Origin of the sequence: Paenibacillus sp. URB8-2 (assembly GCF_013393385.1) — a bacterium.
Lineage (GTDB): Bacteria > Bacillota > Bacilli > Paenibacillales > Paenibacillaceae > Paenibacillus_AQ.
Genome location: NZ_AP023239.1, coordinates 1,190,684 through 1,216,973, shown reverse-complemented (window position 1 = coordinate 1,216,973; position 26,290 = coordinate 1,190,684). Strand labels below are relative to the sequence as shown.

The window sequence follows — 26,290 nt, the reverse complement described above, 5'->3', positions numbered from 1 at the left end:
TCATAACATGTAATTTATATCAAAAATCATTTGGAGACAGATCAAAACTACAGATTTACTAATACACATGTGATGAATCGGTTAGCTGTAGGACTGCCAGCTGCTTGTTGGAGCCTTACTTTATGTATATTAAACCATAACTATTGGAATAGTCAATTTTATTACCAAAATGAAGAGGCCTCCCAGGGTATCCTGGGAGGCCTCGAAAATATACATATGGGATTACATCATGCCGCCCATACCGCCCATGCCGCCCATGTCAGGCGCGCCGCCTTTTTCAGGCTCAGGCTTGTCGGCGATAACCGCTTCGGTGGTCAGGAACAGGCCGGCTACGGATGCAGCATGCTGCAGCGCGGAGCGGGTTACCTTCGCAGGGTCAACGATACCGGCGTCGATCATGTTGACCCACTCGTCGGTAGCGGCGTTGTAGCCTACGCCGATTTCTTCTTTCTTCAGACGCTCAACGATAACGGAGCCTTCTTGACCCGCATTCGCGGCGATCGTGCGGATCGGCTCTTCCAGGGAGCGGAGCACGATGTTCACTCCGGTTTTCTCGTCGCCTGTCGCTTCAACAGCGGCTACGGCAGCATATACGTTAACCAGCGCGGTGCCGCCGCCGGATACGATACCTTCTTCTACCGCAGCGCGGGTAGCGTTCAGGGCGTCTTCAATACGCAGCTTGCGCTCTTTCAGTTCGGTTTCAGTAGCGGCGCCGACTTTGACAACGGCTACGCCGCCGGACAGCTTCGCCAGACGCTCTTGCAGCTTCTCCTTGTCGAACTCGGAAGTTGTTTCTTCCAGTTGGGCGCGGATTTGGCTGACGCGGGCTTGAATGTCTTCCTTCGCGCCGCTTCCGTCAACAATGGTTGTGTTCTCTTTCGTTACGCGCACTTGACGGGCGTTACCGAGCTGCTCGACAGTCGCGCTTTTCAGGTCAAGACCGAGCTTCTCGGTGATGACTTGGCCGCCGGTCAGAGCGGCAATATCCTGCAGCATCGCTTCGCGGCGGTCGCCAAAGCCAGGAGCTTTAACGGCAACAGCGTTGAACGTTCCGCGCAGTTTGTTCACGATCAGCATCGCTTGAGCTTCGCCTTCGATGTCTTCGGCGATAATAACAAGCGGTCTGGCTTGTTGTACGATTTTTTCAAGCAGCGGCAGGATTTCTTGCGTGCTGCTGATTTTTTTGTCGGTGATGAGGATGTAAGGGTTATCCAGCACAGCTTCCATTTTATCCGTATCAGTAATCATGTACGGGGAGATGTATCCGCGGTCGAACTGCATGCCTTCTACCACTTCAAGCTCGGTCAGGAAGCCGCGGGATTCTTCAACGGTGATAACGCCGTCCTTGCCCACTTTTTCCATCGCTTCAGCAATCAGTTGGCCTACTTCGTCGTCGGCTGCTGAGATAGCCGCAACTTGAGCAATGGATTGTTTGTTTTCGATCGGTTTGGAGATCTTTTGCAGTTCGGCTACAGCCGCTTTAACCGCTTTGTCGATACCTTTGCGCAGTCCGATTGGGCTGGCACCGGCAGTCACGTTCTTCAGACCTTCGCGGATCAGGGCTTGAGCAAGTACGGTAGCAGTAGTCGTACCGTCACCGGCTACGTCGTTAGTTTTGGTAGCAACTTCTTTAACCAGCTGAGCGCCCATGTTCTCGAATGCGTCTTCCAGTTCGATTTCCTTGGCGATCGTAACGCCGTCGTTCGTGATCAGCGGGCTGCCGAATTTCTTCTCCAGCACCACGTTGCGGCCTTTTGGTCCGAGCGTCACTTTAACCGCATTTGCCAAAGCGTCTACCCCACGCAGCATAGCGCGGCGGGCGTCTTCACTGAACTTGATATCTTTTGCCATTGTCAAATTACCTCCCTATGAATTGTAAGTATCGGTATTGAAATCTTATAGACGGTCCTCGGGAATTAACCCAGAATCGCGTGAATGTCGCTTTCTTTCATAATCAAATACTCTTTGCCTTCATATTTGATTTCGGTTCCTGCATACTTCGAGAAAATAACGCGGTCGCCTTCCTTCACTTCCAGCGGTACACGAACTCCGTCTTTCAGAGCGCCGCTGCCCACGGCCACGATTTTACCTTCCTGCGGCTTCTCCTTGGCCGAGTCCGGAAGCACGATTCCGAACGAAGTCGTTTCCTCCTGCTCGATCGGTTCCACCAATACGCGTTCACCTAAAGGTTTGATCATGAAAAATAGCCTCCTTTTAGATTATGTTGTTATGCTTGAACACAGGGTTTGAGAATGACGTTGCCGGAAATAAGATTCCGTCGCATTCATGAAATGTGAGAGTCGGCAGCCCGGCTCAGCATATCTTTTTGGTCTGTTAGCACTCGACAGTCAGTAGTGCTAACAACAATTTTTATATTACTCAACTTGACTGCGGATTTCAAGCCCTTTTGCTCTTTTTTCTACACGAATTTGGAAAAAAGCCGGCCAGCCAGGTTGTCCCAGGCTATACCCTCTTTCATTCTATCCATAGCACGGCAAAATATGCCTGCTTCTTTGGGCAAACGGCATATCGCAGCTGATTCTTCCAATATTAGACACCAACACTAAAAGGCACCTCGCCGCTTTCATCCGCCGGTACGAAAGGTCCGGGGCTGACGCCGTCAGGCATGGTCGCCTGCTGCGTATCTTGCCTCCAGCGCCGCGTCAGCGGCAAGCTGCTTGCGGTAAACAACCGCGGACAGAAACACGCTGAATTCGTAGAGAACGAGCAGAGGAACGGTGACCAGAAAATCCGAGATGAAATCGGGCGGCGTGATGACCACGGCGATAAAGACCAGCGCAAAATAGGCATAGCGCCGCACTTTGCGCAGCCGGAGCGGGTTCAGAAGCCGGATCTTGGTCAGGAACATGACGATCAGCGGCAGTTCGAACAGCAGCGCCATCGGCAGCACCAGGCTGAACATAAAATTGAAATACTGCGCAATGCCGTATGTCTCCTCCAGTCCCAAATCGCGTGTAACCGAGACGGTGAAGGAAAGCGCCATCGGGAACACGATATAATAAGCGAAGAGAAGACCGGCCACAAACAGAACAAGCGCATACGGCACATACCGCAGGGCTGCACTCCGTTCCGCCGGCCGCAGAGCGGGACTGACGAACGCCCATAACTGATAGACGATGAACGGTACGGATACCGTTAGCGACACGGCCATGGCAATCTTCATGTACATGCCGATGCCGTCCCAGAAAGCGAATGCGTGCAGCACGAAGCCCTGAGCCATGTCGGCATGGATCAGATACTCATAGACCGGCTTCGCGCAGAACAGCCCGCCAACCAGGCCGATTACAAAGACGACCAGCACGTATACGATTCTTCTGCGCAGCTCCGTGAGATGCTCGACTACCGTCATTTCTCCGGGTTCCAAAAACAGGCCCCCCCTCTTCCTGCTGCAAGTTCAAAAAAAGAGACACCCCGTAAAGTCCGGGGACTTAAGGGCGCCTCCGCGTGCAGTCTTATCATTTAACCTTGCGGATGTTGATGTTATTCGGGCAAACGCTTCTCCAGGGAAACGGGTGCCTTCTGCGCCGCCGGTGCAGGAGCTTCGCTCTTGACCTCCGGCTCGGAGTCGGCAATCATATCGCGGGTCCCTTCCTTGAACTCACGGAAGGTTCTTCCAACTGCACGGCCCAATTCGGGCAGCTTGTTCGGACCAAAGAGCAGCAGCGCCAGAATGACAAGCAGTATAATACCCGGAGCCCCAATACCGTTTAACATGTTCATTCCTCCTTGTTCCCTATTCCGTTCGTGATACCGTTTTCGACAATTATATAGTACCATAACTTAGATCACACTTGCATCTGTAATCTGTGTCGAAACCCAAACGGAAGCAGTTGTTTGGAGAAGATGGCATAGTCAGCAACCCTACGATCTGTAAGTAAACCTGCGATTCTACGATTCGAAAGCGTTACTGCCGGTATTGTCCGGTCACCATCAGCAGCGCCTCCGGCAGTTGATCCATAATGGCGGCTAAATGCTCATGCACACCCTTCGGCGTGCCCGGAAGATTGACGATCAGCGTTCGGCCGCGGATGCCGCAGATCCCCCGGAACAGCATGGCGGCGCGATTCTTCTGCATCACCGTACTGCGCATCGCCTCCGACATACCCGGCACTTCCCGTTCAACAACCCGGCGCGTCGCTTCCGGCGTCACGTCCCGGATCGCCAGCTCGGTGCCGCCTGTGGTCAGCACCAGATCGGCCTGAAAGTAATCGGTCAATTCGATGAGAGCCGCAATAATTTCATCCGGCTCATCGGGAACAATCCGGTACTCTACGATCTCTCCTCCAAGCTCCTCCTCCACCAGTTCGCGGATGACTTGGGCGCTCGTATCCTCCCGCTCGCCCCGGGCCCCCTTGTCGCTGGCCGTCAGGATTGCTGTCTTCCACGCCATAGGTTCTCCTTCCTCTCTATGTTCATTATGTACTGATATGAACTACGCTTCTTCCCGTGCATAGTCGCCGTTCTTGCCGCCGGTCTTGGACGCAAGCAGCGTCGGCCCGATGATCATGTCCTTTTGCAGGGCCTTGCACATGTCATACACCGTCAGCGCGGCGGCGGAGACGGCTGTCAGCGCCTCCATTTCAACTCCCGTCCTGCCGGTGGTCTTAACTGTCGCTTCTATATATAGTTCATCTTTGGTGTTGTCCGAAAATCGGATATCGATGCCCGTTAAAGGCAGCGGATGGCACATCGGTATCCAGTCGGCCGTCTTCTTGGCGGCCATAATGCCGGCGACCTGGGCGACGGCAAGCACATCGCCTTTGCCGACGGCTCCGGCTTTGATAGCGTCCAGCGTTTCCGGCGCCATCGTCACCTTGCTCTGCGCGGTCGCCTCGCGCTTGGTCACTTCCTTGTCGCTCACGTCAACCATGCGGGCTCTTCCCTGACCGTTGAAATGCGTCAACTCCATCTTGCGTCAACCCCCTTTCCTTCGGCAGTGCAGTGCAGTATTCCTTTCTCGGTAATCAGCATGTCCATAAAAGCGTCATGGGCTTCCATGGGCACCTCGGGCAAGATCTGCGCTCCGTAAGCGAGGCCGATCCACACCGAATTCTTCTGCGTGCCGGGCGCCGCGGCTCCGGAAAGGCGGGCCCGCAGCCGGTCATAATAGCCACGGCCGTATCCAAGCCGCCCTCCCCTGGCATCAAAGGCCAGACCCGGAACGAAAACTACCGGCGGCTCGCTTCCTTCCTCGATTACAGAATAGGTCTCCGCGGGCTCCGGAATGCCGAACATTCCCTGGGCAAGCTCGCTCCATGATTCTACGCCGTGCAGGGACAGCTCCCCGGAATCGCCATGGACGCGGGGGAGAATGACTCTGCGCCCCTCCTTCCAGCACCGCTCAATCAAAGGGCGCGTATCCAGCTCGGAGCGGAACGGAACGTAGACCATAAGCGAGTCCGCGCAAGTCTCATCCAGCAATCTCCATGCATGGCGGCATACGAGCGAGGACAACTCCTCTCTTCGCCGCGGAGGTATTCCGTCACGGACAGAGGCGGCGCTTCGGCGCAGCGCGCGCTTGTAGGCGGGAAGCTGCAAGTCCACGTCTTTCAACCTTCTGCCTCCTTAATAATCGTCTTGCCGTTATCCTTCGTTGGTCAAGATTTATAGATTCCCGCTTAAGGCGAAGCCGTATCCCTCGGCCGGAAGCGGAATAAATGTCTTTCATTACAGGGCAAATCCTTACCTCCAGTTTACCACTGTTGCTCCGAATTCGCCAAGACGCCCCCGGAACCCTTTAACCTCGCGCAAAAAAGTCTTTTCATGTACACTAATATTAGGAATAAAGGTCCAAAAGCGGCACAGTGCCAGAATCGCCGGCCGCAGCGAAGTCTTATAGGGTGGAGGTTTCATTTGTCATGCTTCTTCAAGCGTCAGGAATCACGAAATTATATGGCATCCAGCCCGTGCTGGAAGGCATCAACCTGCAGGTAAACGAGAAAGAACGGGTCGGGCTCGTCGGCGTCAACGGAGCCGGCAAGTCGACCCTGCTTAAAATTTTGGCCGGAGAGCTGTCCTATGACGGCGGTCAAATTTATAAATCCAAGGAAACGACGGTCGGGTATCTGGCCCAGAACAGCGGGCTGCAGTCTGACCGCACCATTCATGAGGAAATGCTGGCCGTATTCGCGCCCCTAATCGAGGCGGAGGCCGAACTGCGGCAGCTTGAGGAACAAATTGCCGATCCGGCAGCGGCGGAGAACGAGAAACGCTATGAGGAGCTGCTTGAACGATATGCCATGCGGTCGGACTGGTTCAAGGACCACGGCGGCTATGAAATGAATACGCGCATCCGCAGCGTACTTCATGGAATGGGCTTCGGGGACTTCCCTGCCGACACGCCGATTTCGACCTTAAGCGGAGGGCAGAAGACCCGCCTCGCGCTCGCCCGCATCCTGCTCCAGGCTCCCGACCTGCTGATGCTGGACGAACCGACCAACCATTTGGACATCGAAACGCTGACCTGGCTGGAGGACTATCTGCGCGGTTATTCCGGCGGCATACTGGTCGTATCCCATGACCGCTATTTTCTTGACCGGCTGGTGACGGCCATTGTGGAAATCGAACGGCATGAGTCCCGCCGGTATACGGGCAATTACAGCCGCTATGTGGATCTCAAGGCCGCCGAGTATGAGAGCAGGCTCAAACAGTACGAGAAGCAGCAGGACGAGATCGCCAAGATGGAGGAATTCGTGCAGCGCAACATCGTGCGGGCCTCCACAACGAAACGGGCGCAGAGCCGGCGCAAGGCGCTGGAAAAAATGGACCGGATCGATCGGCCGCCCGGCGAGCTGAAAAAAGCGAACTTTTCCTTCGAACCGGCGTTTCATTCAGGCAGGGAAGTGCTGCAGGTCAGGGAAGTCGCCGTAGCCTTCGGAGAGGGCGATCCTCTGTTCAAGCATGCGTCCTTCGAACTTCGCCGCGGCGAGACAGCCGCCCTGATCGGTCCGAACGGCATCGGCAAGTCGACTCTGCTGCAATGCCTGATCGGCACCCGCGAACCGTCCGCCGGAAGCGTGAACTGGGGAGCCAAGGTGAAGATCGGCTACTACGACCAGGAACAGACCCGGCTGAATCCGAAGAATACTGTACTGGAGGAGCTCTGGAGCGAATATCCGATGCTGGAGGAGGCGCGAATCCGGACGATTCTCGGCAATTTCCTGTTCAGCGGCGAAGATGTGCAGAAGAAAATAGCCGCGCTCAGCGGCGGCGAGAAAGCGCGGGTGGCGCTCTCCAAGCTAATGCTGCGGGGCGCGAACATGCTTATTCTCGACGAACCGACCAACCATCTCGACCTTGTCAGCCGCGAGGTGCTCGAATCCGCGCTGATCGATTTTGAAGGAACCCTGCTCTTTATCTCCCATGACCGTTATTTCCTGAATAAAATGGCCGAGCGTGTGCTGGAGCTTCATCCGGACGGAATCAACCCTTATCTCGGAAATTACGACGACTATATCGCGAAAAAAGGAGAACTGGAGGATCTCGCCAGCGAGGATGCCGGGAGTGTGGCGTCTTCTCCTTCGAATAGCGCTGAAAGAGGGGGGGCAGCTGCCGATAAAGGAGGCGCCGCTTCATACGAAACCGACAAACAGGCCAAACGCGAGGAACGGGGCCGTCAGCGGCGGCTGACCGAACTGGAGAACGCTATCGCCAAGCTGGAAGAAGACATCGCGGCAATCGAAACGGAGATGACGAAGCCGGAGATTTACCAGGACTATATGGCGCTGCAGGAGCATGAACGGGATTTAAATGAAAAAAAACAGCGGCTCGCCGAATTTTTTAGCGAATGGGAAGTTCTGGCTGACGATGCGAATTAGGATCAGATCCTAAATAATTATCCACAAGGTTGTCCCCAGATATCGTGTATAACTATTACCAAAAAAAGGACCTTCGGGTCCTTTTTTATGCGTCAAATCGCTATTTGTGCTGTCAAGACTTTTTTATCCACCGCATTATCCACATTATCCACATTTTTTACAGCTTTCTGTTGAAAACTTATTCCCTGTTTCTGGTGTTAAAAAAACTGGCTTGAATGCTGACATTACACGATTTTTGCACAGATTAGACGGAATATGTGGATAACCTTGTCCACAGCTTGACAAAAAACGTCCCTCTATGGACCGATCCGCGATTTATGTAAGAAGAAACGGCTTCGCCGTCCTCTGGAAGAGGAAGGCATCCGTTTCTCGTAAAAATATCAGGTTAAGGATAAGCGCGAAGCTTATCCTTAACCTGATATTTCAAAAAAGAACCCGCCGCCCTGTGAAGGGCAGCGGGCTGCGCCGGCTTGCGATGCGCCGATCAGGGTAAAAGCCGGCCGGTGGATTGGCTTACCATTTGCAGCAGTTGGTCGTCGCTAACGGTCTTTTGGCGGTCGGCAATCGCCTTGAAGGATTCGTACAATTCCTCCAGTTCGGCAGGCTGCAGGGTGATGCCGTATTTGGCGACCCGGTCCTTCAGGGCGTGCCGGCCGGAATGCTTGCCCAGAATGATCATGCTCCGGGGAATGCCGAGACGTTCCGGGTCCATAATTTCATAGGTGCTGCGGTCTTTGAGCAGCCCGTCCTGATGAATGCCCGATTCATGCTGGAAGGCGTTCCGGCCGACGACCGGCTTGTTATAAGCAAGCGGAAAATGCATCGTCTCGCTGACAAGGCGCGAAGTTTCGTACAACTTGCCCAGTGCCAGCCCCGTAGCCGCGTTCAGCGCCTCTCCCCGGGTTTCCAGCGCCATCGCCAGTTCCTCCATTGCGCAGTTGCCCGTCCGCTCTCCGATCCCGTTGACGGTCACTTCGATCTGTGTCGCGCCGCCGGCAATCGCGGCAAGGCTATTGGCAACCGCCAGGCCCAGGTCGTTATGGCAGTGGGCGCTGTAGCTGACCTTATCGCCGCCTCTGGCTCCCTGCCGCACCCGGCGGAACATCTCGCCGTATTCCTGCGGCAGAGCATAGCCTACGGTGTCCGGCAGATTGATAATCGTCGCGCCTTCCTCAATGACCGCCTCGACCATTTCAATCAGGTCGTCGATGCCCGTGCGCGCGGCGTCCATGGCCGTAAACTCCACGGCATCGCAGAACTGGCGGGCGTATGCGGTCATTTCCCGCGCCGTCGAAACGACCTCGGCCCGGGTCTTGCGCAGCTGATGGCGCAGATGGATGTCGGACGAGGAAATAAACAGATGGATGCGCCGTCTCTCCGCATCCTGCGTCGCCTTGACGGCCGCATCGATATCACCTCTGACGGCCCTGGCAAAGCCGCAAATTTCCACGTTCCGGATTTGGCGGGAAATCGCCTGCACCGCCGCAAAATCTCCGGGGCTTGAGACCGGAAATCCCGGCTCCAGCACATCCACCCCAAGCTCGGCGAGCTTGCCGGCGAGCACCATTTTGTGCTCCGGTGTCAGGCTTGCGCCCGGCGCCTGCTCCCCGTCTCTCAGCGTCGTATCGAAAATATGAATTTTCTTTCGCGGCTGTACAATCATTGTGAATTCCTCCCGAATTTAAAGTTTTAAGCCTGCTTTAAGCGTTATATTCATGTTGTGTTGACAAGAAGAAACGGCTTCGCCGTCCTTTTAGGGAGCTTAAGCTTCCGAAGTAGCGATACGAGTATCGCTTTTAGGTACCGTTTCTCGTAGAAATATAAGACCCAATGATAAGCGCACGGCTTATACATTTCTTATATTTGAACGCAAAAAACCCGCCGTCTCCTTCAAAGAGACGGCGGGTTTCCCCTCCGCGGTACCACTCTTCTTGACGCGCCTAAACGGGAATTCATGCATTTTCCCTGGCTGCGTCCAGCTTATCTTCTCTTGAAGCGCCGCACCATTCGAGCGGCGTCCTGCAGAGAATGTCCGGTAACGGGGACAATCCGTAAGCCGCGTACCCGCCGCTGCTTGGCCTGCTGCCAGAATACCCGGATGGCCATTCCCGGATTCCAAATCAGCAGGGCTGCAAGCTGCGGTTTCCGCCGCTTACGCTCCCGGGCGAGATTCAAAGGTGGTGGCCGCTGCGTCGCACCGACCCGCAGCTCTCTGCATGCCATCTTTCCTTCTACTGCTCCCGTTCATCGCGTTATGCTGTCTTAGCAATCATTTATTTAAACAAAAAAAGCCCGTCGTCTCTTCAAGAGACGACAGGCTGTGCCTTCGCGGTACCACTCTTGTTGATATCTCAGCTCTCCTGCGAACAGACAGGTTTCTTCGAGATATCCACTTTGCTGTCATCCGGTCCGGTAAAGCCTGAAGGCTTCCTCCTTTCCGTGTGACCGTCCTTTCACGGGGACGACCCGTAACGGCGTACTTCCCCCCGGCCGTGCACTGCCGGGTTGACGCCTGGCTAATGATGATTCCAGCCAGACATGCACTTATTCCGCCGCTCCGCTCCCGGACGAGTTCAGGTCTCCTTCGGCTGCGTCGCACCGCCCCGCAGCTCTCTTTATCCCCGGAATTACCCTACTGTTTCCGATCATCGCGTTTGTCATTATGATTGCCACGATTATACGCGCGGACCTTCCCTGCTGTCAATAGGTCTGTACCGACCAATTTTCAAGAGAGAAGCCGGGATCGGCTACCATATCCAGCGGCGTGCCGCCGTCATGCCGCCACTTTGTGTAGGCCGCAGCGCCAATCATGGCGGCGTTATCCGTACAGTAGACGGCGGGAGGGATGATCAGTTCGATGCCCTCATCTTCGCAGCGGGCCGTCAGCGCTTCACGCAGACCCCGGTTCGCGGCGACCCCGCCGCAGAGCAGCAGCTGCCGTGCATGGGTGGCGCGGACGGCGCGGACGGCTTTTTCGACCAGCACCTCGACGACGGACTCCTGAAATCCCCGGGCGATAGCTGCCGCATCGGGCTCCTGCCCTTTCATCCGGCTCTGGTTCACGAGATTCAGGACCGCCGACTTCAAGCCGCTGAGGCTGAAATCGTAGGAGTCCGGCTCCAGCCATACCCGGGGGAGCGCCGCCGCTTCCACCGCTTCATGCGCCAGCTTATCCACATGCGGGCCTCCGGGATAAGGGAACCCGAGCGCCCGGGCTACCTTGTCGTAAGCCTCGCCGACCGCGTCGTCGCGTGTGCGCCCGATGATCCGGAAGCGCCCTTCGGATTCCAGACTGACCAGCTCCGTATGCCCTCCGGAAGCTACCAGCGCCATGCACGGGTACTTCAGTTCCTTCACCAGCCGGCCCGCGTAAATATGTCCGGCGATATGATGCGTCCCGATCAGCGGCTTATTCCAGGCCAGCGCGAGCGCTTTGGCGGCCACAACGCCGACCAGCAAAGCTCCGACCAGGCCCGGGCCCTGCGTTACCGCCACTGCGTCCAGCCTATCCGGCGATATTTCCGCCCGGGCAAGCGCCTCTTCAACGATCAGGGTAATAACCTCCACATGCTTGCGGGAGGCCACTTCGGGCACTACCCCGCCGAAAGCGCGGTGGGTTTCAATTTGGCTGGAAATGATGTTTGACAGTACTTCGTAGCCGTTCTTTACGACAGCCGCCGACGTCTCGTCGCAGCTTGTTTCAATCGCCAATATATAGACAGGCTTTTCAGCGCCCGTTTCGTCCTTCATTCCAATCCCACTCTTCCTTCCATAACCCTGTACGCTATTACATATCCAGATATGAGGGCAGATCCGCCCACATAATCATCGCATCCTCGCGGTTGTCGGAGTAATATCCTTTGCGGAGTCCGGCGGGCCGGAAACCCTTTTTGCGGTACAAATTCTGGGCGACTTCGTTTGATACCCGCACTTCCAGGGTGATCGATTTCATCCCGAGATAGGAAGCGGTCTTCATCAGCTCGTCCAGCAGCCTTTCGCCCCATTTGCGCCCCCGGTACGCCTCCAGCAGCGCGATATTCGTGACATGCGCTTCATCCACAATCGCCCACATTCCCGCGTAGCCGATAATGCGGCCGTCAAATTCCATAATCATGTATTTGGCAAAATGGTTATGCGTCAGCTCATTGCGGAAGGCTTCTTCCGTCCAGGGCATCGTAAAGGCTTCCCGTTCGATTACGAGAATATCCGGGATATCCTCCACTTTCATGAGCCGAAAAACAAGGCCTTCTTCCCGCCCTTTTGCCGGTTCAGCTTCCATCATTTCGATTTCACGCCCCCTTTGCCGGCTTTAAGCAAATTCGCTTCCGCTTCCGCAAGCTGCGTATAATTCGGGATCAGGCTGTGCACATCGTCGATGTCTCCGGACGCGTGCCGAGCTTCCCCCAGAAATCCGATCCAGCGCCCTTCTAGATCATAAGGCAGGACGCGCAGTTCGGCGGCGCCCTCAAGCGGCTTCAGCGAATCCGCCCCGCCATGCACCGCCGCCTCGCCGACAAACCATAGGCGGCGGGGACGTTCACCCTGCGCCTTCACTTCCTCCAGGCGCTCCGCAAGGGACTGCACCCAGTCCGCCATCAGGCGGATCGAGTCCGGCGCCAGACGCAGCGGCGCGTTTCCGCCGTCTGCGGCGAACAGCGCCGTATAAGCCTGCCCTCGCCGCGCGTCGAGCAGCGGAACAATCCAGTCCGGCCCGAAGCCGCCTTCTGGCCGCGCGCTTTCGGCGGCGGCTTCCTCCGGGCTTCCCGCACCGGCATTCCAGCCGCCCCAGGCCAGCGCCTGAAGGGTGGACACGCCGCAGACGGGGAGCTTCCAGCTCCACGCCAGCGATTTGGCCGCCGTCACGGCAATCCGGGTTCCCGTATAGGAGCCCGGGCCCACGCCGACGGTGATGCCTTCCAGCATTTCGGCGCCGCCCGAAGCCTGCAGCGCCTCCCCGATGATCGGCAGAAGATGCACGGAATGGTTGCGTTCTCCCGACGCATTGATTTCATGCACCACTCTGCCGCTCTCAGTCACCGCCACGCCCAGCGATGCCGTCGCCGTATCCAACGCCAAAAACCGCTTGCGCGGCTGTTCATTTGCACTCGTCATTCTTTCTTAACCCCACTTCTGTATCAGTCCGCGGCAGACGCCCGCATAAGGCTCTCCGGTTCCGGCCACTGTAATCACGCGTTCCTCCGGCCCGGTCGACTCCAGGCGGATATGCAAATGCCGTTCAGGCATCAGCTCCGCAATAATGCTGCTCCATTCCACCAGGCAAATGCCCTGTCCAAAAAAATATTCGTCCAAGCCAAGCTCGTCCGCCTCCTCAAGAGACAGCCGGTACACATCCATATGGTACAGCGGGACACGGCCCGCATATTCCTTGATAATAGTAAACGTAGGACTGCTGACGATACCCGGGACTTCCAAATGCCGGGCAAAGCTCTGCGAGAACGCCGTCTTGCCGGCGCCCAAATCGCCGTCGAGTCCGATGACCCAGCCCGGAGCTGCCGCTGCGGCCAGCTCCGCCGCCAGTGCTTCCGTCTCCCGCAGGCTGCGGGAACGGAAGGTAAATACCGCTTCCGGATTATTTTCCAACTGCAACAACCATCCTTTGACAGAGCGGCGTATCCGCAGCTATCGTCCGAAATTTTGAATACTTTTTATTATATCGGTCCCACAGCCTTACCGCAACACGCCCGGGACCTCCCGGGTCTCACTGCGCCGCAGAAACGCTCTCCCGTTCAGTTTGCTTTCCGGTGCGTTCCTTCACCGGTTTGGAATGGGAGAATAAGCTGTGCAGGATCATGCCAATAATAATAACGGCAATTCCGGCCCAAGACAGAATTGTCGGAGCAGGAGAGGACAGTATGAGCATTTCCCCAAGCAGAGCAAACAGCACCTCAAACGACTGCGTTGCCTCCACCGCCGCCAGTCCCGTCATGCTGTGTCTGACCATATCGGTGGCCCGGAAGAACAGCACCGTCGCCACAACGCCCGATGAAAGCGCGATAATGGCTGACTGGACCAGTTGGCCCTGAGAGGGAAGGCCGGACTCCTTCCAGCCGAACAGCGCGACCAATACCCAGAAGGGCATGCTGGCAAGCGTCATTCCAAGAATGCGCTGGAATACGTCCAGCCTGCCGCCGCACAGCTCCATCGTCTTGCGGTTGCCGAGCGGATAGGCAAAGGAAGCGACGAGCACGGGCAGGATGCCGAGAAGCACCTGTGAAACCGACAGCTTCTGGGCATGCTCCAGTTGAAGCACCGCAACGCCAGCGAGAATGATTACAGAGAGGCCAAGTCCGCGAAGCGGAATTTTGCCCCTTGCAGCCACAATTCCTTGAGGTCCTTGTATCCGGGTAACGAACAGCGGCGCGAGCAAGGAGCCGGAAATAATCGTAATTTGCCACGTTCCGGCCGTCAGCCAGCCCGGGGCGTAAGCCGCCGCAAAGGTAATTGGGGCATAAAACAAGCCGAAGCCGACCGTGCCCCACAGCAGCCAGGACCAGGGCTTGTCAGCCATCTCCCGAAGGAGCGGCTTCAATCTGCGGCGACCGGCCACGAGGGCCAGTAAAAAGGGCAGTGTGAAGAAATACCTGAGCGAGGAACTCCATGCCCAGCTTCCTCCGGACAGCTCCATCCGGCGGTTTAGTACAAAGGTAATGGCAAAGAACAGCGCCGAACAGACGCCGTAAAGCAAAGGTTTCAAGTGATCAACTCATTTCTTTTTGTATAAAGCTAAAGCTTGTAAATACCAAATTTAACCAACTAAGGAGCAGCAAGCCCTACTTTAACAGATGTTTGGGTGCTGTCGGTTTGTGTTTAATCATTTCTTGTCTTGGCGACTGCCACGGTTCACTGAAATGCGACCGGAAAGTTTTCGGTCTCTCTGGTCAACAAAATTATAACAGCATTTTTGCACCTGAACGAGAATTTTTAAATATCATCATCATGTTGTTACGGTCCGATATTGAGAAAGGAGATGAGCATATGAGACAATCGAAGAATCCAGTTAAGAAACTCGATGCTCCCCCTGTCTATCGCTGGTACGTATTAATCATCCATGTGATTGTTTTCGCACATTTTTTTATGAGTCTGCAATTGATTTCCGTATTCGGAATTACCATTCAAAGAGAATGGAAAATTACGGCGACGGAGGTTACCCTTCTGATCACATCCTCCATGATCGCTTATACCCTATTTCCGCTCATCGGAGGGGCATGGGGCGCAAAATGGGGTCCGCGTAAAACCGTTACAGCCGGTATTCTGATCAATACCGCCGTAACGTTGCTCTTTCCCGTGTTGGGAGACAGCTATACGGCCATATTGGCGCTGCGTTTCTTTCAGGGCATTTCGGGCGGGCTAATCATCGGCGCGATCGTCGGCGGGACTTCGGTATGGTTTCCTACAAGGCAGAGAGGCATCGCTTCAGGCATTTTGTTCGGGTTTCAGGGCGTAGGGTTTTCCGTCCCCTCGATTGTCGGCCCGATGCTGACCGATGCAGGCATGTCATGGCAAATGGCTAGCGCGATAATGGTCTGCGTGCCGGGAATGATCCTGGCCGCTGTGGTGTTTTTCACTGTAAAAGGCTTGAACGAGGTATATCCCGGTGTGACTTCGATCGATCATTTGCTGGGCGGAAATAACGTTCCGCAGCAGAACCCAAGAACGGCGACGGGAAATTTGAAGTATATCAAGCCTAAAACCATGAGAGAAGCGCTGCGCCGGTCAAGGGTTTGGGCGGCTGCCGTCTATGTATTCGTCAACGGCTGGCTTATTTACGGTCTGAGCTCCTTCCTGCCGCGCCTGCTGTCCGTCGATTTGGAGATTCCGGAAAAGACCGCGTCAGCGATGCTGGGAGCCACTTTTTTCGTTACCTTCGTGGCCGCGCCTCTGGGCGGGATTATTTCCGACTTTGTGTTTAAAGGACGGCGTTATCCCGTTCTGTTGATCGGAGCCCTGCTGTCGGTCGTCACGATTGTTGCGGTACCGCATACTTCCATCAAGTGGCTGGGCTTCATGCTTATTCTGGCGTTCGCCTCGACGTCCATTGTCAGCGGTCCCTTTTGGTCACTGCCTTCCGAACTGGTCGATTCGAAAGCGGCCATTCGATCCAGCTCCATGTACACAATATTCGGCAATGGCGGCGGAGCCGTGGCCTCGCCCATTCTGGCTTACTTCAGCGAAGCGGCGGGCAGCGGCATTATAGCGCTCTATATCTGCGTTGCCATGGCTGCGGCAGGCGCCGTCAGCGCGTTGTTCATTAGGCAATAAAAATTTTATGTAGGTGAGTCCAAATGAGCTACAGCTTTACAATGAAAGAAATTCTGGAACAATGCCAAACAAGTGTGGATACTATCCGTTACTATGAAAAAATAGGAACACTGCCGCTGGCCGAAAGAAAGCTCAACGGGTGACCGGAGGAATTAATCGGGGAGGCGCTGCAAAAAAAAGGAAATCGGGACAGCATCATATTTCCACTAAACTATCCCCTAATCCCGAGATGGTGTGAATGAAGGGATCTGAATTTGAGAATAGCCATGCGTCAAAAACATGGCTATTCTGATACTCTAATCAGTAGTACACCTATGGCATTCTACCGCTGCCGTTTCTGCTCTTCCAGCCGGTCCACGCCAACCGTATGCACATTGGTTGGCCGCGAACCGACCTGAACAGTCGCCATGCCGTTTGCCGCATCCACATGCTCGATCCATACCGGCTCCCCGTCCAGATGTACGGAAATGTTATCCTTGGAAGCGAAAATATCCTGCGCACGCTGTATGTCCATGTTTGTTCCTCCCTTTTATACAAAACCTTGTTTCAGCTCATCCTGATCTTCTCATCCCGATCGTCCAGATCGTCCGGATTGTCCTGCGTCTGTCCGCCGATTGTCCGGTCCGCATCCAGATTGTCCGTGCCCGGAACAATCTCCTCTTCCCGGCGCCGCACGGTAAGCTCTTCCCAGTTCACGGCCGTCCCGCATCTGTCGGGATATCCCTCTTGCTCCTGCCATCCGTTTTCCGGAAACATCGATCTTCCCGCCTCCATTCGCGATAACGCCATGCCATGAATTTGCCGAAACCGGACAATGTTATGTTCCCCGGCAGCAAAAAGATCTATTCTATCCGGCGGAAGGCACAACCGAAATTCTTCAAGGTGTAAAAAGACAGACGCCGTTCATACTAAGTCAAAGCGGAATTTTTTTAGAAAATGAGGTGTTATTCGATGCATACCGTTTGGAAAGGCGCCATCAGCTTCGGACTTGTGCATGTTCCGGTCAAAATGTTCTCGGCCACTGAGGATAAGGATGTCTCCTTACGTTATATCCATAAGGCTTGCGGCAGTCCCTTGTCCTATGTCCGAAAATGTCCGGTGTGCGACAAGGAAGTGGCCTGGGAAGAAATCGGCAAAGGCTATGAGTATGAAAAGGGGAAATTCGTCGTCTTTGACAAAGACGAGCTGGACACACTGACGGAAGAAAGCACCAAGAATATTACGATCCTCGACTTTGTAGATTTGAAGGAAATCGATCCGATTTATTTTCAGAAAACGTATTACCTTTCTCCGGACCAAGCCGGGGCAGGTGCTTATCGCCTGCTGATGGAAGCAATGCGCCAGACGGAAAAAATCGGTGTCGCCAAAATATCCATCCGCTCCAAAAGCAGTCTTGCCGCAATTCGGGTACTGGAAAATTGCCTGTCGATCGAGACGATGTTCTACCCGGACGAGATCCGGCCGGTGTCCCAGGTGCCGAGTCTGCCGGAAGCCGGTGCGGTGAACGACAAGGAGCTGGATATGGCCAAACTGCTTATATCGCAGCTGTCGACGCCGTTCGAGCCGGGAAAATATACGGATGATTACCGCCAGCGGATGCTGGACCTGATCTCAAGCAAAGTGGCCGGCGAGGAAATCCGCATCGCTCCGGCGCGTCAGGAGACGAATGTCATCGATCTGATGGCCGCGCTTCAGGCCAGCATAGAGGCCGTGCAGCATATTCCGTCCGATCCGGGTAGCCCGGCGGGCGCTCCTGCGGCCAAACCCCGCAAAACGGCGGGCGAGCGGAAGAAAGCAGCTCCCAAAGCCGCCGGCGTCACGGCAGAGGGTGCCGCGGCAGCCGGAAGCACGATACCATCCGACGGAGCGGCCGCCACTTCTTCCCCGGCGCCTGTTATCGCGCCCAAGCCGAAGCGACGCAGCTCGAAGAGCAAGCAAACGGTATCATAGGGCTGCGCGATGAAATTTACGCCCATCATTCCGTTTGAACCGATGATAACAGACCGGCCGCCTGCCGGAGAGCAGTGGATTGCCCAGATTAAATGGGACGGCGTCCGCATGCTCTCCTATTATGACGGAAGTTCCACGGAGCTGATCAATCGGCGGAAAAATTACCGCACAAGGCAGTACCCGGAAATCTCGGCAGCGGAAAGCTACTGCAAAGCGGATTCCGTCATACTGGACGGTGAGGTTATTGCGCTTAGTGAGGGAAAACCTTCTTTTCACGAAGTGATGCGCCGCGACAGTTTGAAGAACGATTCCGCTATTGCTTCAACGGTCCGGCAAATTCCGGTTCTGTATATGGTATTCGACATTTTGTACTGCAACGGGTTATGGACTATGGACCGGCCCTTCTCCGAGCGCCGGAGTCTGCTTGAAGAAATGCTGCTGCCTCATCCGCATGTTCAGGCTGTTCCGAGCTACAGCGATTCCGCCGCGCTGCTCGCTGCCGTCCGGGAGAAGGGACTTGAGGGCATTGTCTGCAAGGATGTGAACGGCGTCTACACACCGGGCGGGAAAGACAAGCGCTGGCTCAAGTGCAAAATCATTTCTGATCTCAATGCCGTCGCCGGAGGCGTCACGTTCCGGGACGGCACGGTCAATGCTCTGCTGCTAGGCTTATATGGCGATGACGGACGTCTGCATTATATCGGACACGCGGGCACCGGGAAGATGAAAGTTAAGGACTGGCAAGAGTTGACCGTGCTTTCACAAAGTTTAGCCGTGAACTACATGCCGTTCGCTTCCATCCCCCAGCGGGTCAAAGGAGCATTCTGGATTCGTCCGGAACTGGTGTTCAAAATCCATTTCCTGGAGTGGAACGAATCGGGCACGCTTCGCCATCCCAGCATTCAAGCCAGGCTCGATCTCTCTCCTTCCGAGTGCCTGCTGCCGAATCGTTAATTGCCGCCCTGTATTCATTCATTTGGAGGAATGCCGTATGCCAGCCGCCGTCAAAGGCTCCATTACCATCGAAGGACAAACGGTCCCCATTACCAATCCCGATAAACCGCTGTGGCCGGAGCGCGGAATAACCAAACGCATCTATCTAGAGAAGCTTGCCGCCCTGTCGCCGTATTTGCTGCGCTATCTCAAGAACCGGCTGCTGACGGTGATCCGCTACCCGCATGGAGTCCCGGGCAAGTCCTTTTACCAAAAGAACGCTCCGGACCCGCTGCCGCCCTTTGTCCGCACCGTTATGCATGAAGAGATTAATTACATCTCGCTGGACGGGCTTCCCGGGCTGCTCTGGCTGGGCAATCTGGCCGCCCTGGAGTTTCATCCCTCACTGCATTATGCCGGCAGCAGCCTGCCCTGCGAATGGATGATCGACCTTGATCCTTCCCGTGAGGTGGAACCGAGGATTATGGAAGCGGCGGCGATTGTCGGGAAGGTGCTGAATTCGCTCGGGCTGGCTTCGGTGCCAAAGACGTCGGGAGCGACCGGCGTCCAGATTATTGTGCCGATTAAACAAGGAGTTTCGTTTGACGAACTGCGGAAGGTTGGGCATTTTGTCGGCCGGTATGTTACGGAGAAACACCCTGGGTTGTTCACACTGGAGCGGCTCAAGAAACAGCGCGGAGATAAAATCTACTTCGATTACCTTCAGCATTACGGCGGCAAGACGCTCGCCGCCCCTTATACCCCCCGCGCCCGTCCGCTGGCTACCGTATCCACGCCCCTGACATGGGACGAGGTTGAAAGCAATGTCTCGCCGGAGGATTTTCATCTGCTCAATATTGAAGAACGCCTGCGCGCCAAGGGCGATCTGATCTCGAAGCTGCCTCCGCAGCCGGTGGAGCTTGTTATCGCCGGCCTGCGGTAAGCGATTGTCCATCTTTGGCGCCATAAACGGCAAAACCTCCGTCTTTCGCAGGCTGCGATGCGGAGGTTTTGAATATGCGTATTTTCGAGTATGAGTGCTTAGTGAATGGATTTCTTTTTGAAGCGTCCGCCTTTGACATCATGAATATTCCCGACGGCAACAAAAGCCTCGGAATCCCAGTCTTCGACGATCGCCTTCATCTTGGCTTCTTCCAGACGGGTGATCACGACGAAAATAACTTTCTTGTCTTCGCCCGAAAATCCGCCTTCCCCCTGCAGGTAAGTTACGCCCCGGCCGAGCCGCTCCGTCAGCGCTTCGCCAATATCGCGGTATTTATCGCTGATGATCCAGACCGACTTCGACTGATCCAGACCTTCGAGGGTGACATCGATCATTTTGAATGCAATATAGTAGGCAATCAGCGAGAACATGGCGTTATTCCAGCCGAACACAAAGCCCGCTCCCGTCAAAATAAACAGATTGAAGAACATAACGACCTCGCCCACTGAAAAAGGCAGTCTTTTGGCAACCAGAATCGCCACAATTTCCGTCCCGTCCAGCGATCCGCCATAGCGTACCACAAGTCCGACGCCGACGCCGAGAATAACGCCGCCAAATACCGCCGCAAGCAGCGGTTCCACAGTAATCGGCTGCACAGGATGCAGCAGTTGTGTGCCAATCGACATGACGACGACCGCAAACAGCGTGGACAAAGCGAAGGTCTTGCCGATTTGCTTATATCCGACGATGAGAAAAGGAAGGTTGAGAAGGGTTAGCAAAATGCCGAGGGGAATATTAAAAATATGCGACAGCATAATCGAAATGCCTGTTATGCCGCCATCGACCATCTGATTCGGAACGAGGAAAATTTCAAGCGCCACGGCCATCATGCCTGCTCCGATCACCATCATCACGGTACGCTGCGCCAGTCTGGCTGTCTTGGCTGTCCCGGATTTCCGGGGTTTATTCGGCTCTTCATTAACTAGAATGTGTGGACTCGTACTCATAGAACTCCCCCTGTCTTTGCCGTTATTTTTCGATAGTCATTATATTATATCACATTGCAATACCCGATAATGAATGGACAACCCAAATAACCCTTGCTGAATATGATCTTCTGCCCTATTTCATTTCACAGAAGCGGAGAAAGCAGGCTGCAAATTTCTTCTTTTCTCCGGGCGGCATTGCCCCGTTTGCTGAAAACATCCGGATCAACCGCCTCGCTGTCCTCCAGGTCGCACCGAAACTGATCGGCCAGTTCTTCGATGCGCAACGGCTGAAGCAGCACAGCGGACAGCTCGAAATTGGAATAGAAGCTCCGCATATCCAGGTTGACACTGCCAACAGAAGCCAGCAGACCGTCGGCGATCCATACCTTTGCATGCATAAAGCCCTTGCGGTAACGGTAAAATTTCACGCCAGCATCCAGCAAATCATCCAAGTACGAAAGAGAGGCGTTATAGACAAACGCGTTGTCAGGTTTGCCCGGAATGATAATCCGCACATCCGCTCCTCGCAGAACGGCGGTTTTAAGCGCCCGTAAAATTGCCGGATCAGGTATAAAATAAGGCGTCTCGATCCAAATCCGCTTCTCCGCCGCGCTGAGCCCGGCAAAAATCATGGCCTGCGCGGAGTCGATTGCGCCGTCCGGACCGCTGCTGATGATTTGAACTCCCTCTTTGCCTTCACAGGCATGGACGGGGAACAGGCGCGGATGGCTTAAACGCTCACCGGAAGCCAGCCGCCAATCTTTCAGGAAAATGCGTTGGATAAAGTAGACGGCGTCTCCCTCCAGCTTCAGATGGGTATCGCGCCAAAATCCCATTTTCGGGTCTTTGCCCAAGTATTCGTCGCCGATGTTGATCCCGCCGGTGAAGCCGACAAGACCGTCCACCACAAGGATTTTACGATGGTTGCGGTAGTTGAAGCGCCCGCCGAGCAGCGACGTGAGCGGCGGCAGAAACAAATGCGTCTCTACCCCGGCGCCGGATAATGCGCGAAGAAAGCGCCTGCTCAGCTTGTGGCTGCCGAGCCCGTCGCACAGCAAACGGACTTTTACACCCTGCCGGGCTTTTCGGATCATGACATCCTGGAATCTCTCCCCGATACCGTCATCGCGAAAAATATATACCTCCAGATGGATATGCTCGGAAGCCGCTTCCATCGCTTCAAGCATGGAAGTGTAGGTTTCGCCCGCGTTAACCAGAATCCGGGTGGCGTTTCTGCCGGTAACCGGGCTTTCCGACAGCCCGGACAGCAGGCGGAGCAGTTCGGTTCGGCCGGCCAATTCCGGGTTACCGGTATCCTCTGCGCGGATTACGGAATGGCTCCGTTCTTCGGCGTGCCCGTGGAGTCCGCGGCGCGTTCCTGCGGCGCAGGCTTTAAGCTTGCGGCCCTGCCTGTAATCCCGGCCCAAAAAGTAATAGACCAGCAGACCGAGCGGCGGACAGCAAAAGAGCAGAAACAGCCAGGCGATCGCTCTCTGAGGACGGCGATATTCAAGAAACAGAATCACAATGATTTGTATAATAATCAAGCACAGCACCGCAATGAATATTTTCATGCCGTCCGAGTCCCCTTTGCTATCGTCCGCAACAGACCGTGTAAGCTGCATAAGTACAGGTTTTGCCGAAACTCCCCCGCTTTATTCAATCAATCACATGTCATGATCCCGTGCGGGCCGGAATACATAAAGTAATATGGACAACGTGAACAACAAAGCTTCCGGCCGCGAGCCTTACGGTCCGGGCGCAGGAAGGAGATGTTATGAAAAGTCAATCGGATAAGATTACCCTTCTCGTCGTCCGGGATGCCGAGCGTCCGGTCAGACAGCTTCAGCTTTCCAGACCGATGGCTTTGGCCCTCCCGGCCGCCGCCGTTCTGTCCTTGTCCAGTCTGATCAGCTCCATGCATTATCATGCTTCCCGCTCCATACAGGAACTTGAAGCGGAAGCCGCCGCCCTGTCCTCGCAGAATGTTCGTCTGGAGGCAAAGATCGCGGATAAGGAAAAAACGCTGCAACAGGTTCAAAGTGAAGCCGCCGGGCTCTCGAAAGAAGCCAAAACGATCAAGGAACGGTTAAAAAGCGTAGATGCGCTGGAAAAAGAACTGCAAAACCTGATTAATCAACAAGAGGAGGATGCTAACGGCAAGGAATCGACAGCGGACATTTCAATTCAAGGGAAGCGTTCCTCGTCCGGCGCAGGCTCCGAGTCAAAGGCCATATTCGCGACACCTGCCCATTCCGCTTCTCCTTCAGCGATCACCATCCGTATCGGAGCTTTTACCGCCGCCATCGAGGACACCCCCGCCTTACGGGTAGGCGGCGAATATGTCGCCACCTACGGGAACGGGGAACTCCGTACCATCCTGGAGACAAAGGACGAGCTTGCGGAACTAAGCGGCATGCTCGAAGAGATGGTCCGGAGCCTTTCCCGTACGGTACTGGATGCCCACAAAGCGGAGGCGGATCTGGAGCAGCAGAAGCTTCGGCATAACGCCCGCCAGACGCAGTCTTTCCTGTGGCCCACTTCTTCCCGGACCGTCTCCTCCAGCTTCGGCTACCGTACCGATCCTTTCAAAGGAAGTTCTTCTTTTCACGCCGGAATCGACATCGCGGCTCAGACAGGCGATTTTATATTTGCAGCTCAGAGGGGTACAGTCCTTGCCGCAGAATGGTCAGCTGCGCGCGGCAATTACATCGTGATTGACCACGGAAACGGGCTGCAGACCTCCTACATGCATCTCAGCAGTGCGGCGGTGTCCGCCGGAGACAAGGTCGTCAAAGGCCAGCGAATCGGACAGGTCGGCAACACCGGAAGAAGCACCGGCCCTCATCTGCATTTCCAGGTCAGCAAACAGAACGAGACCGTCAACCCCTTGTCCTATGTCCAACCGAATTGAAATGAACCCGCGATGAAGAAATGGAGGAATGAAGCATGTGGAATAAAAAAGGAAAAGGAAAGCCCAGCCCTTCAACAGATTCTCTGTTCGGCCATGGAGGAACGCCGGAAGGAAAAGTCCAATGTGACACCAACTTGCGCATTGACGGCGGTTTTACGGGAGAAATCCGCTGCAGCGGCACGTTAACGATTGGCGAGCAAGGACGCGTCCATGCCAGCATTATCGCCGCCGATGTTATAATCGCCGGTAAAGTATTCGGGGATGTAACCGCGAAGCACAGCCTGATTCTGACCTCGACAGGATGTCTGCACGGCAGCGCGGCGGCAGGCAGGCTCTCCATTATGGAGGGAGGAATCTTGAACGGGTTGGTGGAAATGGAAGAACCGTCCACTCCGGAAGGAGCGAACGGTTCAGTATGGACCGCAGAATGCGCCGCAAATGCGGAAGACGATTTTCAGCAAGACGGACACGCCTCTTAGGAGGAGACCTCCAGGATAGGGCTAGGCCCGGCTTCTTGTTTATTTTTTTCAATCAACCGGCAACGTCTCTGCGGCTGAACACAACCCAGGACAACAGCAGGAAAACGGCATAATAGACGACAAGCACCGCAATGGAGAAGCCCAGCGTCACGCCTCCGGGTCCTTTGTCCGCCACCAGATAGGCGCTTAAGTCCATATGGGTAAAGAGCAAATACTGCGCCCATTCATACCGTTCGGGATTGAAAATAGCGGTAAATACATCCTTGGCGAACATAATAAACAGCGACAGGCCGATCGCCAGTCCGCTTGCGCGGAACACACTGGAGACCATAAAGGCAATCGCCGCAGTCAGGAACAGTTCGATATATCGGCAGCCGATATCCATCAGGCTGTAGGTTTCGGGACTCCAGCCCCCAAGCGGCATGGACGTTCCTTCCGCGGAAAACAGGATGCGCGACGCTCCGAACGCACAAACTGCCAGCAGAACCGTCGTGAGGATGCTGAACAGCACCATCGCAACATATTTTGAAAGCAGGATTTTCGAGCGGCTCCAGGGCCGGATCAGCAGCAGCTTGATCGTTCCCCAAGAGAATTCGCCCGCCACGGCATCCGAAGCGATGACAACTGTAAAAATCGTATTCAAGAAGAACATTACGCTTATCGTCATTTGAAAACTGTTCCACATGGTCGGCCGGTACTGCGGTTCGCTGGTTACGTACGTAAGCACCGGCACCAGGATACTCAAAACAACGAGCAGAAACAGCATGATCCAGGTACGGATGCGGCTGTATATTTTAATATTCTCGTTATGTACAAGCGCCGAGAAACTACTCAATGCCTTCACCTCCTGTCATCTTCAGGAATTGGTCCTCAAGCGAAACGACAACTTCTTTTATGCCGTATACTTGAATTCCGCCGCCTACCAGCCGTTCGTTCAGCCCGGGAATATCGCTCCGGAGAGCTCTCACGACAAGGCCTTCCGCCTCCACAGTTCCGCCGATAAGTGCCTGTGCGGCTCCCGGATCATTCACTTCGAACAAGATCTCCCTGCTCTGCGGCCCTGCATTAGCATCCCCCACACTCTTAAGCTGACGCACGTCGACCAGTTTGCCGTTCTGAATGACCGCCACGCTGTCGCACATCAGTTCCATTTCGGACAGCAAGTGGCTGGAGACAAACACGCTTGTTCCTTCTTCCCGGCAGAGCCGCCGCAAATAATCGCGCAGTTCACGGATGCCCTGGGGATCAAGACCGTTGGTCGGCTCGTCCAGAATGAGCAGCTTGGGACGGTGAAGTAAAGCCTGGGCTACCCCGAGACGCTGGCGCATGCCGAGCGAATAGCTCTTCACTTTGTCATGAATACGATTGTTCAGTCCGACGAGCTGGATGACTTCATCAATGCGCTGCTTCGTTACTCCACTGACCATACGCGCATACTGCCGCAAATTCTGGTATCCGGTCAAAAACTTGTACATTTCCGGATTTTCCACAATCGCTCCGACCTGCGCCACCGCCTCTTCAAAATTCGTCCTGATGCTTCTTCCGCCAATCATAATGTCGCCCCGGCTAATCGAGATCAGCCCAACCATCATCCTTATGGTTGTTGTCTTGCCCGCGCCATTCGGGCCCAGAAAGCCGAAGATTTGTCCCGCTGGGATATCGAGCGTCAAGTCGCTGACCAGCGTTTTCTTGCCGATTTGTTTGGTCACGCCAAGGAGCCGGGCGACCGGTTCCTGAACCGCTATATTTGCCGTCATTATTGCACCATCCTTCCGTTATGAATTTTGCAAAAATTCCCTATACTAGGTTAGACGACTCCGACAGTAAACATACTGCAAATTTTTCTGTATCTTTCTCTGATTAGCAAGAAGAAACGGCTTCGCCGTCCTCTGGAAGAGGAAGGCATCCGTTTCTCGTAAAAATATCAGGTTAAGGATAAGCGCGAAGCTTATCCTTAACCTGAT

At 55.0% G+C, this 26,290-nt stretch carries 27 protein-coding genes and 2 pseudogenes; 9 read left to right on the top strand and 20 right to left on the bottom strand.

Annotated features, from left to right (window positions below; genetic code table 11):
• Positions 1–222: 222 nt before the first annotated feature.
• The 7 genes from groL to PUR_RS05620 form a co-directional block, all read right to left on the bottom strand.
• Complete coding sequence (gene groL, locus PUR_RS05650; protein ID WP_179034397.1) at positions 223–1,851, bottom strand: chaperonin GroEL; 1,629 nt, start codon at positions 1,849–1,851, stop codon at positions 223–225.
• A 65-nt stretch (positions 1,852–1,916) separates the two neighbouring features.
• Complete coding sequence (groES, locus tag PUR_RS05645; protein ID WP_025688079.1) at positions 1,917–2,198, bottom strand: co-chaperone GroES; 282 nt, start codon at positions 2,196–2,198, stop codon at positions 1,917–1,919.
• 422 nt (positions 2,199–2,620) lie between these two features.
• Positions 2,621–3,370, bottom strand: a complete 750-nt coding sequence (gene tatC / locus PUR_RS05640) for a twin-arginine translocase subunit TatC (RefSeq protein WP_179037764.1) — start codon at positions 3,368–3,370, stop codon at positions 2,621–2,623.
• 131 nt (positions 3,371–3,501) lie between these two features.
• A complete protein-coding gene (gene tatA / locus PUR_RS05635) occupies positions 3,502–3,735 on the bottom strand; it encodes a twin-arginine translocase TatA/TatE family subunit (protein WP_179034396.1) in 234 nt (77 codons plus the stop codon).
• Between the two features lie 190 nt (positions 3,736–3,925).
• Positions 3,926–4,411 carry a MogA/MoaB family molybdenum cofactor biosynthesis protein gene (locus PUR_RS05630; protein WP_179034395.1) on the bottom strand — a complete coding sequence of 162 codons (486 nt, stop codon included), beginning with the start codon at positions 4,409–4,411 and terminating at the stop codon, positions 3,926–3,928.
• Between the two features lie 42 nt (positions 4,412–4,453).
• Entirely contained in the window at positions 4,454–4,930 is a 477-nt protein-coding gene (moaC, locus tag PUR_RS05625; protein WP_179034394.1) for a cyclic pyranopterin monophosphate synthase MoaC, read from the bottom strand.
• Positions 4,921–5,565: a 5-formyltetrahydrofolate cyclo-ligase gene (locus tag PUR_RS05620; protein WP_232101850.1), complete on the bottom strand. Its 645-nt coding sequence runs from the start codon at positions 5,563–5,565 to the stop codon at positions 4,921–4,923. Before PUR_RS05620 ends, moaC begins: the two co-directional genes overlap by 10 nt.
• Positions 5,566–5,879: 314 nt before the next feature.
• Between PUR_RS05620 and PUR_RS05615 the strand changes: the two genes are divergently transcribed.
• Positions 5,880–7,838, top strand: coding sequence for an ABC-F family ATP-binding cassette domain-containing protein (locus PUR_RS05615; protein ID WP_179034392.1), 1,959 nt, complete (start codon positions 5,880–5,882; stop codon positions 7,836–7,838).
• A gap of 496 nt (positions 7,839–8,334) precedes the next feature.
• On the opposite strand, the pseudogene PUR_RS05610 reads toward PUR_RS05615, so the two are convergent.
• The 7 genes and pseudogenes from PUR_RS05610 to PUR_RS05580 all read right to left on the bottom strand — a co-directional run.
• A pseudogene (locus PUR_RS05610) lies at positions 8,335–9,501 on the bottom strand (2-isopropylmalate synthase); the annotation flags it as partial.
• Positions 9,502–9,818: 317 nt separating this feature from the next.
• Positions 9,819–10,061: a hypothetical protein gene (locus PUR_RS05605; RefSeq protein ID WP_179034391.1), complete on the bottom strand. Its 243-nt coding sequence runs from the start codon at positions 10,059–10,061 to the stop codon at positions 9,819–9,821.
• Between the two features lie 477 nt (positions 10,062–10,538).
• The gene (tsaD, locus tag PUR_RS05600; RefSeq protein WP_179034390.1) at positions 10,539–11,588 is read right to left on the bottom strand and encodes a tRNA (adenosine(37)-N6)-threonylcarbamoyltransferase complex transferase subunit TsaD; all 1,050 of its coding nucleotides are present in this window, start codon (positions 11,586–11,588) and stop codon (positions 10,539–10,541) included.
• A gap of 37 nt (positions 11,589–11,625) precedes the next feature.
• A complete protein-coding gene (gene rimI / locus PUR_RS05595; protein WP_124696837.1) occupies positions 11,626–12,120 on the bottom strand; it encodes a ribosomal protein S18-alanine N-acetyltransferase in 495 nt (164 codons plus the stop codon).
• Positions 12,117–12,950 carry a tRNA (adenosine(37)-N6)-threonylcarbamoyltransferase complex dimerization subunit type 1 TsaB gene (gene tsaB / locus PUR_RS05590; RefSeq protein WP_179034389.1) on the bottom strand — a complete coding sequence of 278 codons (834 nt, stop codon included), beginning with the start codon at positions 12,948–12,950 and terminating at the stop codon, positions 12,117–12,119. The genes rimI and tsaB overlap by 4 nt, the downstream gene beginning before the upstream one ends.
• A 6-nt stretch (positions 12,951–12,956) precedes the next feature.
• Complete coding sequence (gene tsaE, locus PUR_RS05585; RefSeq protein WP_179034388.1) at positions 12,957–13,439, bottom strand: tRNA (adenosine(37)-N6)-threonylcarbamoyltransferase complex ATPase subunit type 1 TsaE; 483 nt, start codon at positions 13,437–13,439, stop codon at positions 12,957–12,959.
• Between the two features lie 118 nt (positions 13,440–13,557).
• A complete protein-coding gene (locus PUR_RS05580) occupies positions 13,558–14,553 on the bottom strand; it encodes a DMT family transporter (RefSeq protein WP_179034387.1) in 996 nt (331 codons plus the stop codon).
• A gap of 85 nt (positions 14,554–14,638) precedes the next feature.
• Here PUR_RS05580 and PUR_RS26490 point away from each other — a divergent pair.
• The 3 genes and pseudogenes from PUR_RS26490 to PUR_RS05565 form a co-directional block, all read left to right on the top strand.
• A pseudogene (locus PUR_RS26490) lies at positions 14,639–14,752 on the top strand (helix-turn-helix domain-containing protein); the annotation flags it as partial.
• 82 nt (positions 14,753–14,834) lie between these two features.
• The gene (locus tag PUR_RS05570) at positions 14,835–16,118 is read left to right on the top strand and encodes an MFS transporter (RefSeq protein ID WP_179034385.1); all 1,284 of its coding nucleotides are present in this window, start codon (positions 14,835–14,837) and stop codon (positions 16,116–16,118) included.
• Between the two features lie 23 nt (positions 16,119–16,141).
• Positions 16,142–16,261: a MerR family DNA-binding transcriptional regulator gene (locus tag PUR_RS05565; protein WP_179034384.1), complete on the top strand. Its 120-nt coding sequence runs from the start codon at positions 16,142–16,144 to the stop codon at positions 16,259–16,261.
• Between the two features lie 179 nt (positions 16,262–16,440).
• Here PUR_RS05565 and PUR_RS05560 read toward each other — a convergent pair whose 3' ends face one another.
• Entirely contained in the window at positions 16,441–16,632 is a 192-nt protein-coding gene (locus tag PUR_RS05560; protein WP_179034383.1) for an H-type small acid-soluble spore protein, read from the bottom strand.
• A gap of 32 nt (positions 16,633–16,664) precedes the next feature.
• Complete coding sequence (locus PUR_RS05555; protein ID WP_179034382.1) at positions 16,665–16,874, bottom strand: hypothetical protein; 210 nt, start codon at positions 16,872–16,874, stop codon at positions 16,665–16,667.
• Between the two features lie 195 nt (positions 16,875–17,069).
• On the opposite strand from PUR_RS05555, the gene ku reads away from it, so the two are divergent.
• The 3 genes from ku to ligD are packed head-to-tail and all read left to right on the top strand — an operon-like array spanning position 17,070 to position 19,944.
• Positions 17,070–18,068, top strand: coding sequence for a non-homologous end joining protein Ku (gene ku / locus PUR_RS05550; protein WP_179034381.1), 999 nt, complete (start codon positions 17,070–17,072; stop codon positions 18,066–18,068).
• Between the two features lie 9 nt (positions 18,069–18,077).
• The gene (locus tag PUR_RS05545; protein ID WP_179034380.1) at positions 18,078–19,022 is read left to right on the top strand and encodes an ATP-dependent DNA ligase; all 945 of its coding nucleotides are present in this window, start codon (positions 18,078–18,080) and stop codon (positions 19,020–19,022) included.
• Positions 19,023–19,059: 37 nt separating this feature from the next.
• Positions 19,060–19,944 (top strand): non-homologous end-joining DNA ligase, encoded by an 885-nt coding sequence (gene ligD / locus PUR_RS05540; protein WP_179034379.1) that lies wholly within the window; start codon positions 19,060–19,062, stop codon positions 19,942–19,944.
• 98 nt (positions 19,945–20,042) lie between these two features.
• Here ligD and PUR_RS05535 read toward each other — a convergent pair whose 3' ends face one another.
• Together PUR_RS05535 and cls are read right to left on the bottom strand one after the other, a co-directional pair.
• A complete protein-coding gene (locus tag PUR_RS05535) occupies positions 20,043–20,951 on the bottom strand; it encodes a YitT family protein (RefSeq protein WP_179034378.1) in 909 nt (302 codons plus the stop codon).
• Positions 20,952–21,076: 125 nt separating this feature from the next.
• Positions 21,077–22,507: a cardiolipin synthase gene (gene cls / locus PUR_RS05530; RefSeq protein ID WP_179034377.1), complete on the bottom strand. Its 1,431-nt coding sequence runs from the start codon at positions 22,505–22,507 to the stop codon at positions 21,077–21,079.
• A 203-nt stretch (positions 22,508–22,710) separates the two neighbouring features.
• Here cls and PUR_RS26280 point away from each other — a divergent pair, with 203 nt between their 5' ends.
• On the top strand, positions 22,711–23,847 hold the full coding sequence (locus PUR_RS26280) for a M23 family metallopeptidase (RefSeq protein ID WP_269474703.1): 1,137 nt from the start codon (positions 22,711–22,713) through the stop codon (positions 23,845–23,847).
• A gap of 35 nt (positions 23,848–23,882) precedes the next feature.
• A complete protein-coding gene (locus PUR_RS05520) occupies positions 23,883–24,326 on the top strand; it encodes a bactofilin family protein (protein ID WP_179034376.1) in 444 nt (147 codons plus the stop codon).
• 52 nt (positions 24,327–24,378) lie between these two features.
• On the opposite strand, the gene PUR_RS05515 is transcribed toward PUR_RS05520, so the two are convergent.
• Positions 24,379–25,161, bottom strand: coding sequence for an ABC transporter permease (locus PUR_RS05515; protein WP_179034375.1), 783 nt, complete (start codon positions 25,159–25,161; stop codon positions 24,379–24,381).
• Positions 25,154–26,083 (bottom strand): ABC transporter ATP-binding protein, encoded by a 930-nt coding sequence (locus PUR_RS05510; RefSeq protein WP_179034374.1) that lies wholly within the window; start codon positions 26,081–26,083, stop codon positions 25,154–25,156. Before PUR_RS05510 ends, PUR_RS05515 begins: the two co-directional genes overlap by 8 nt.
• Positions 26,084–26,290: the final 207 nt, after the last annotated feature.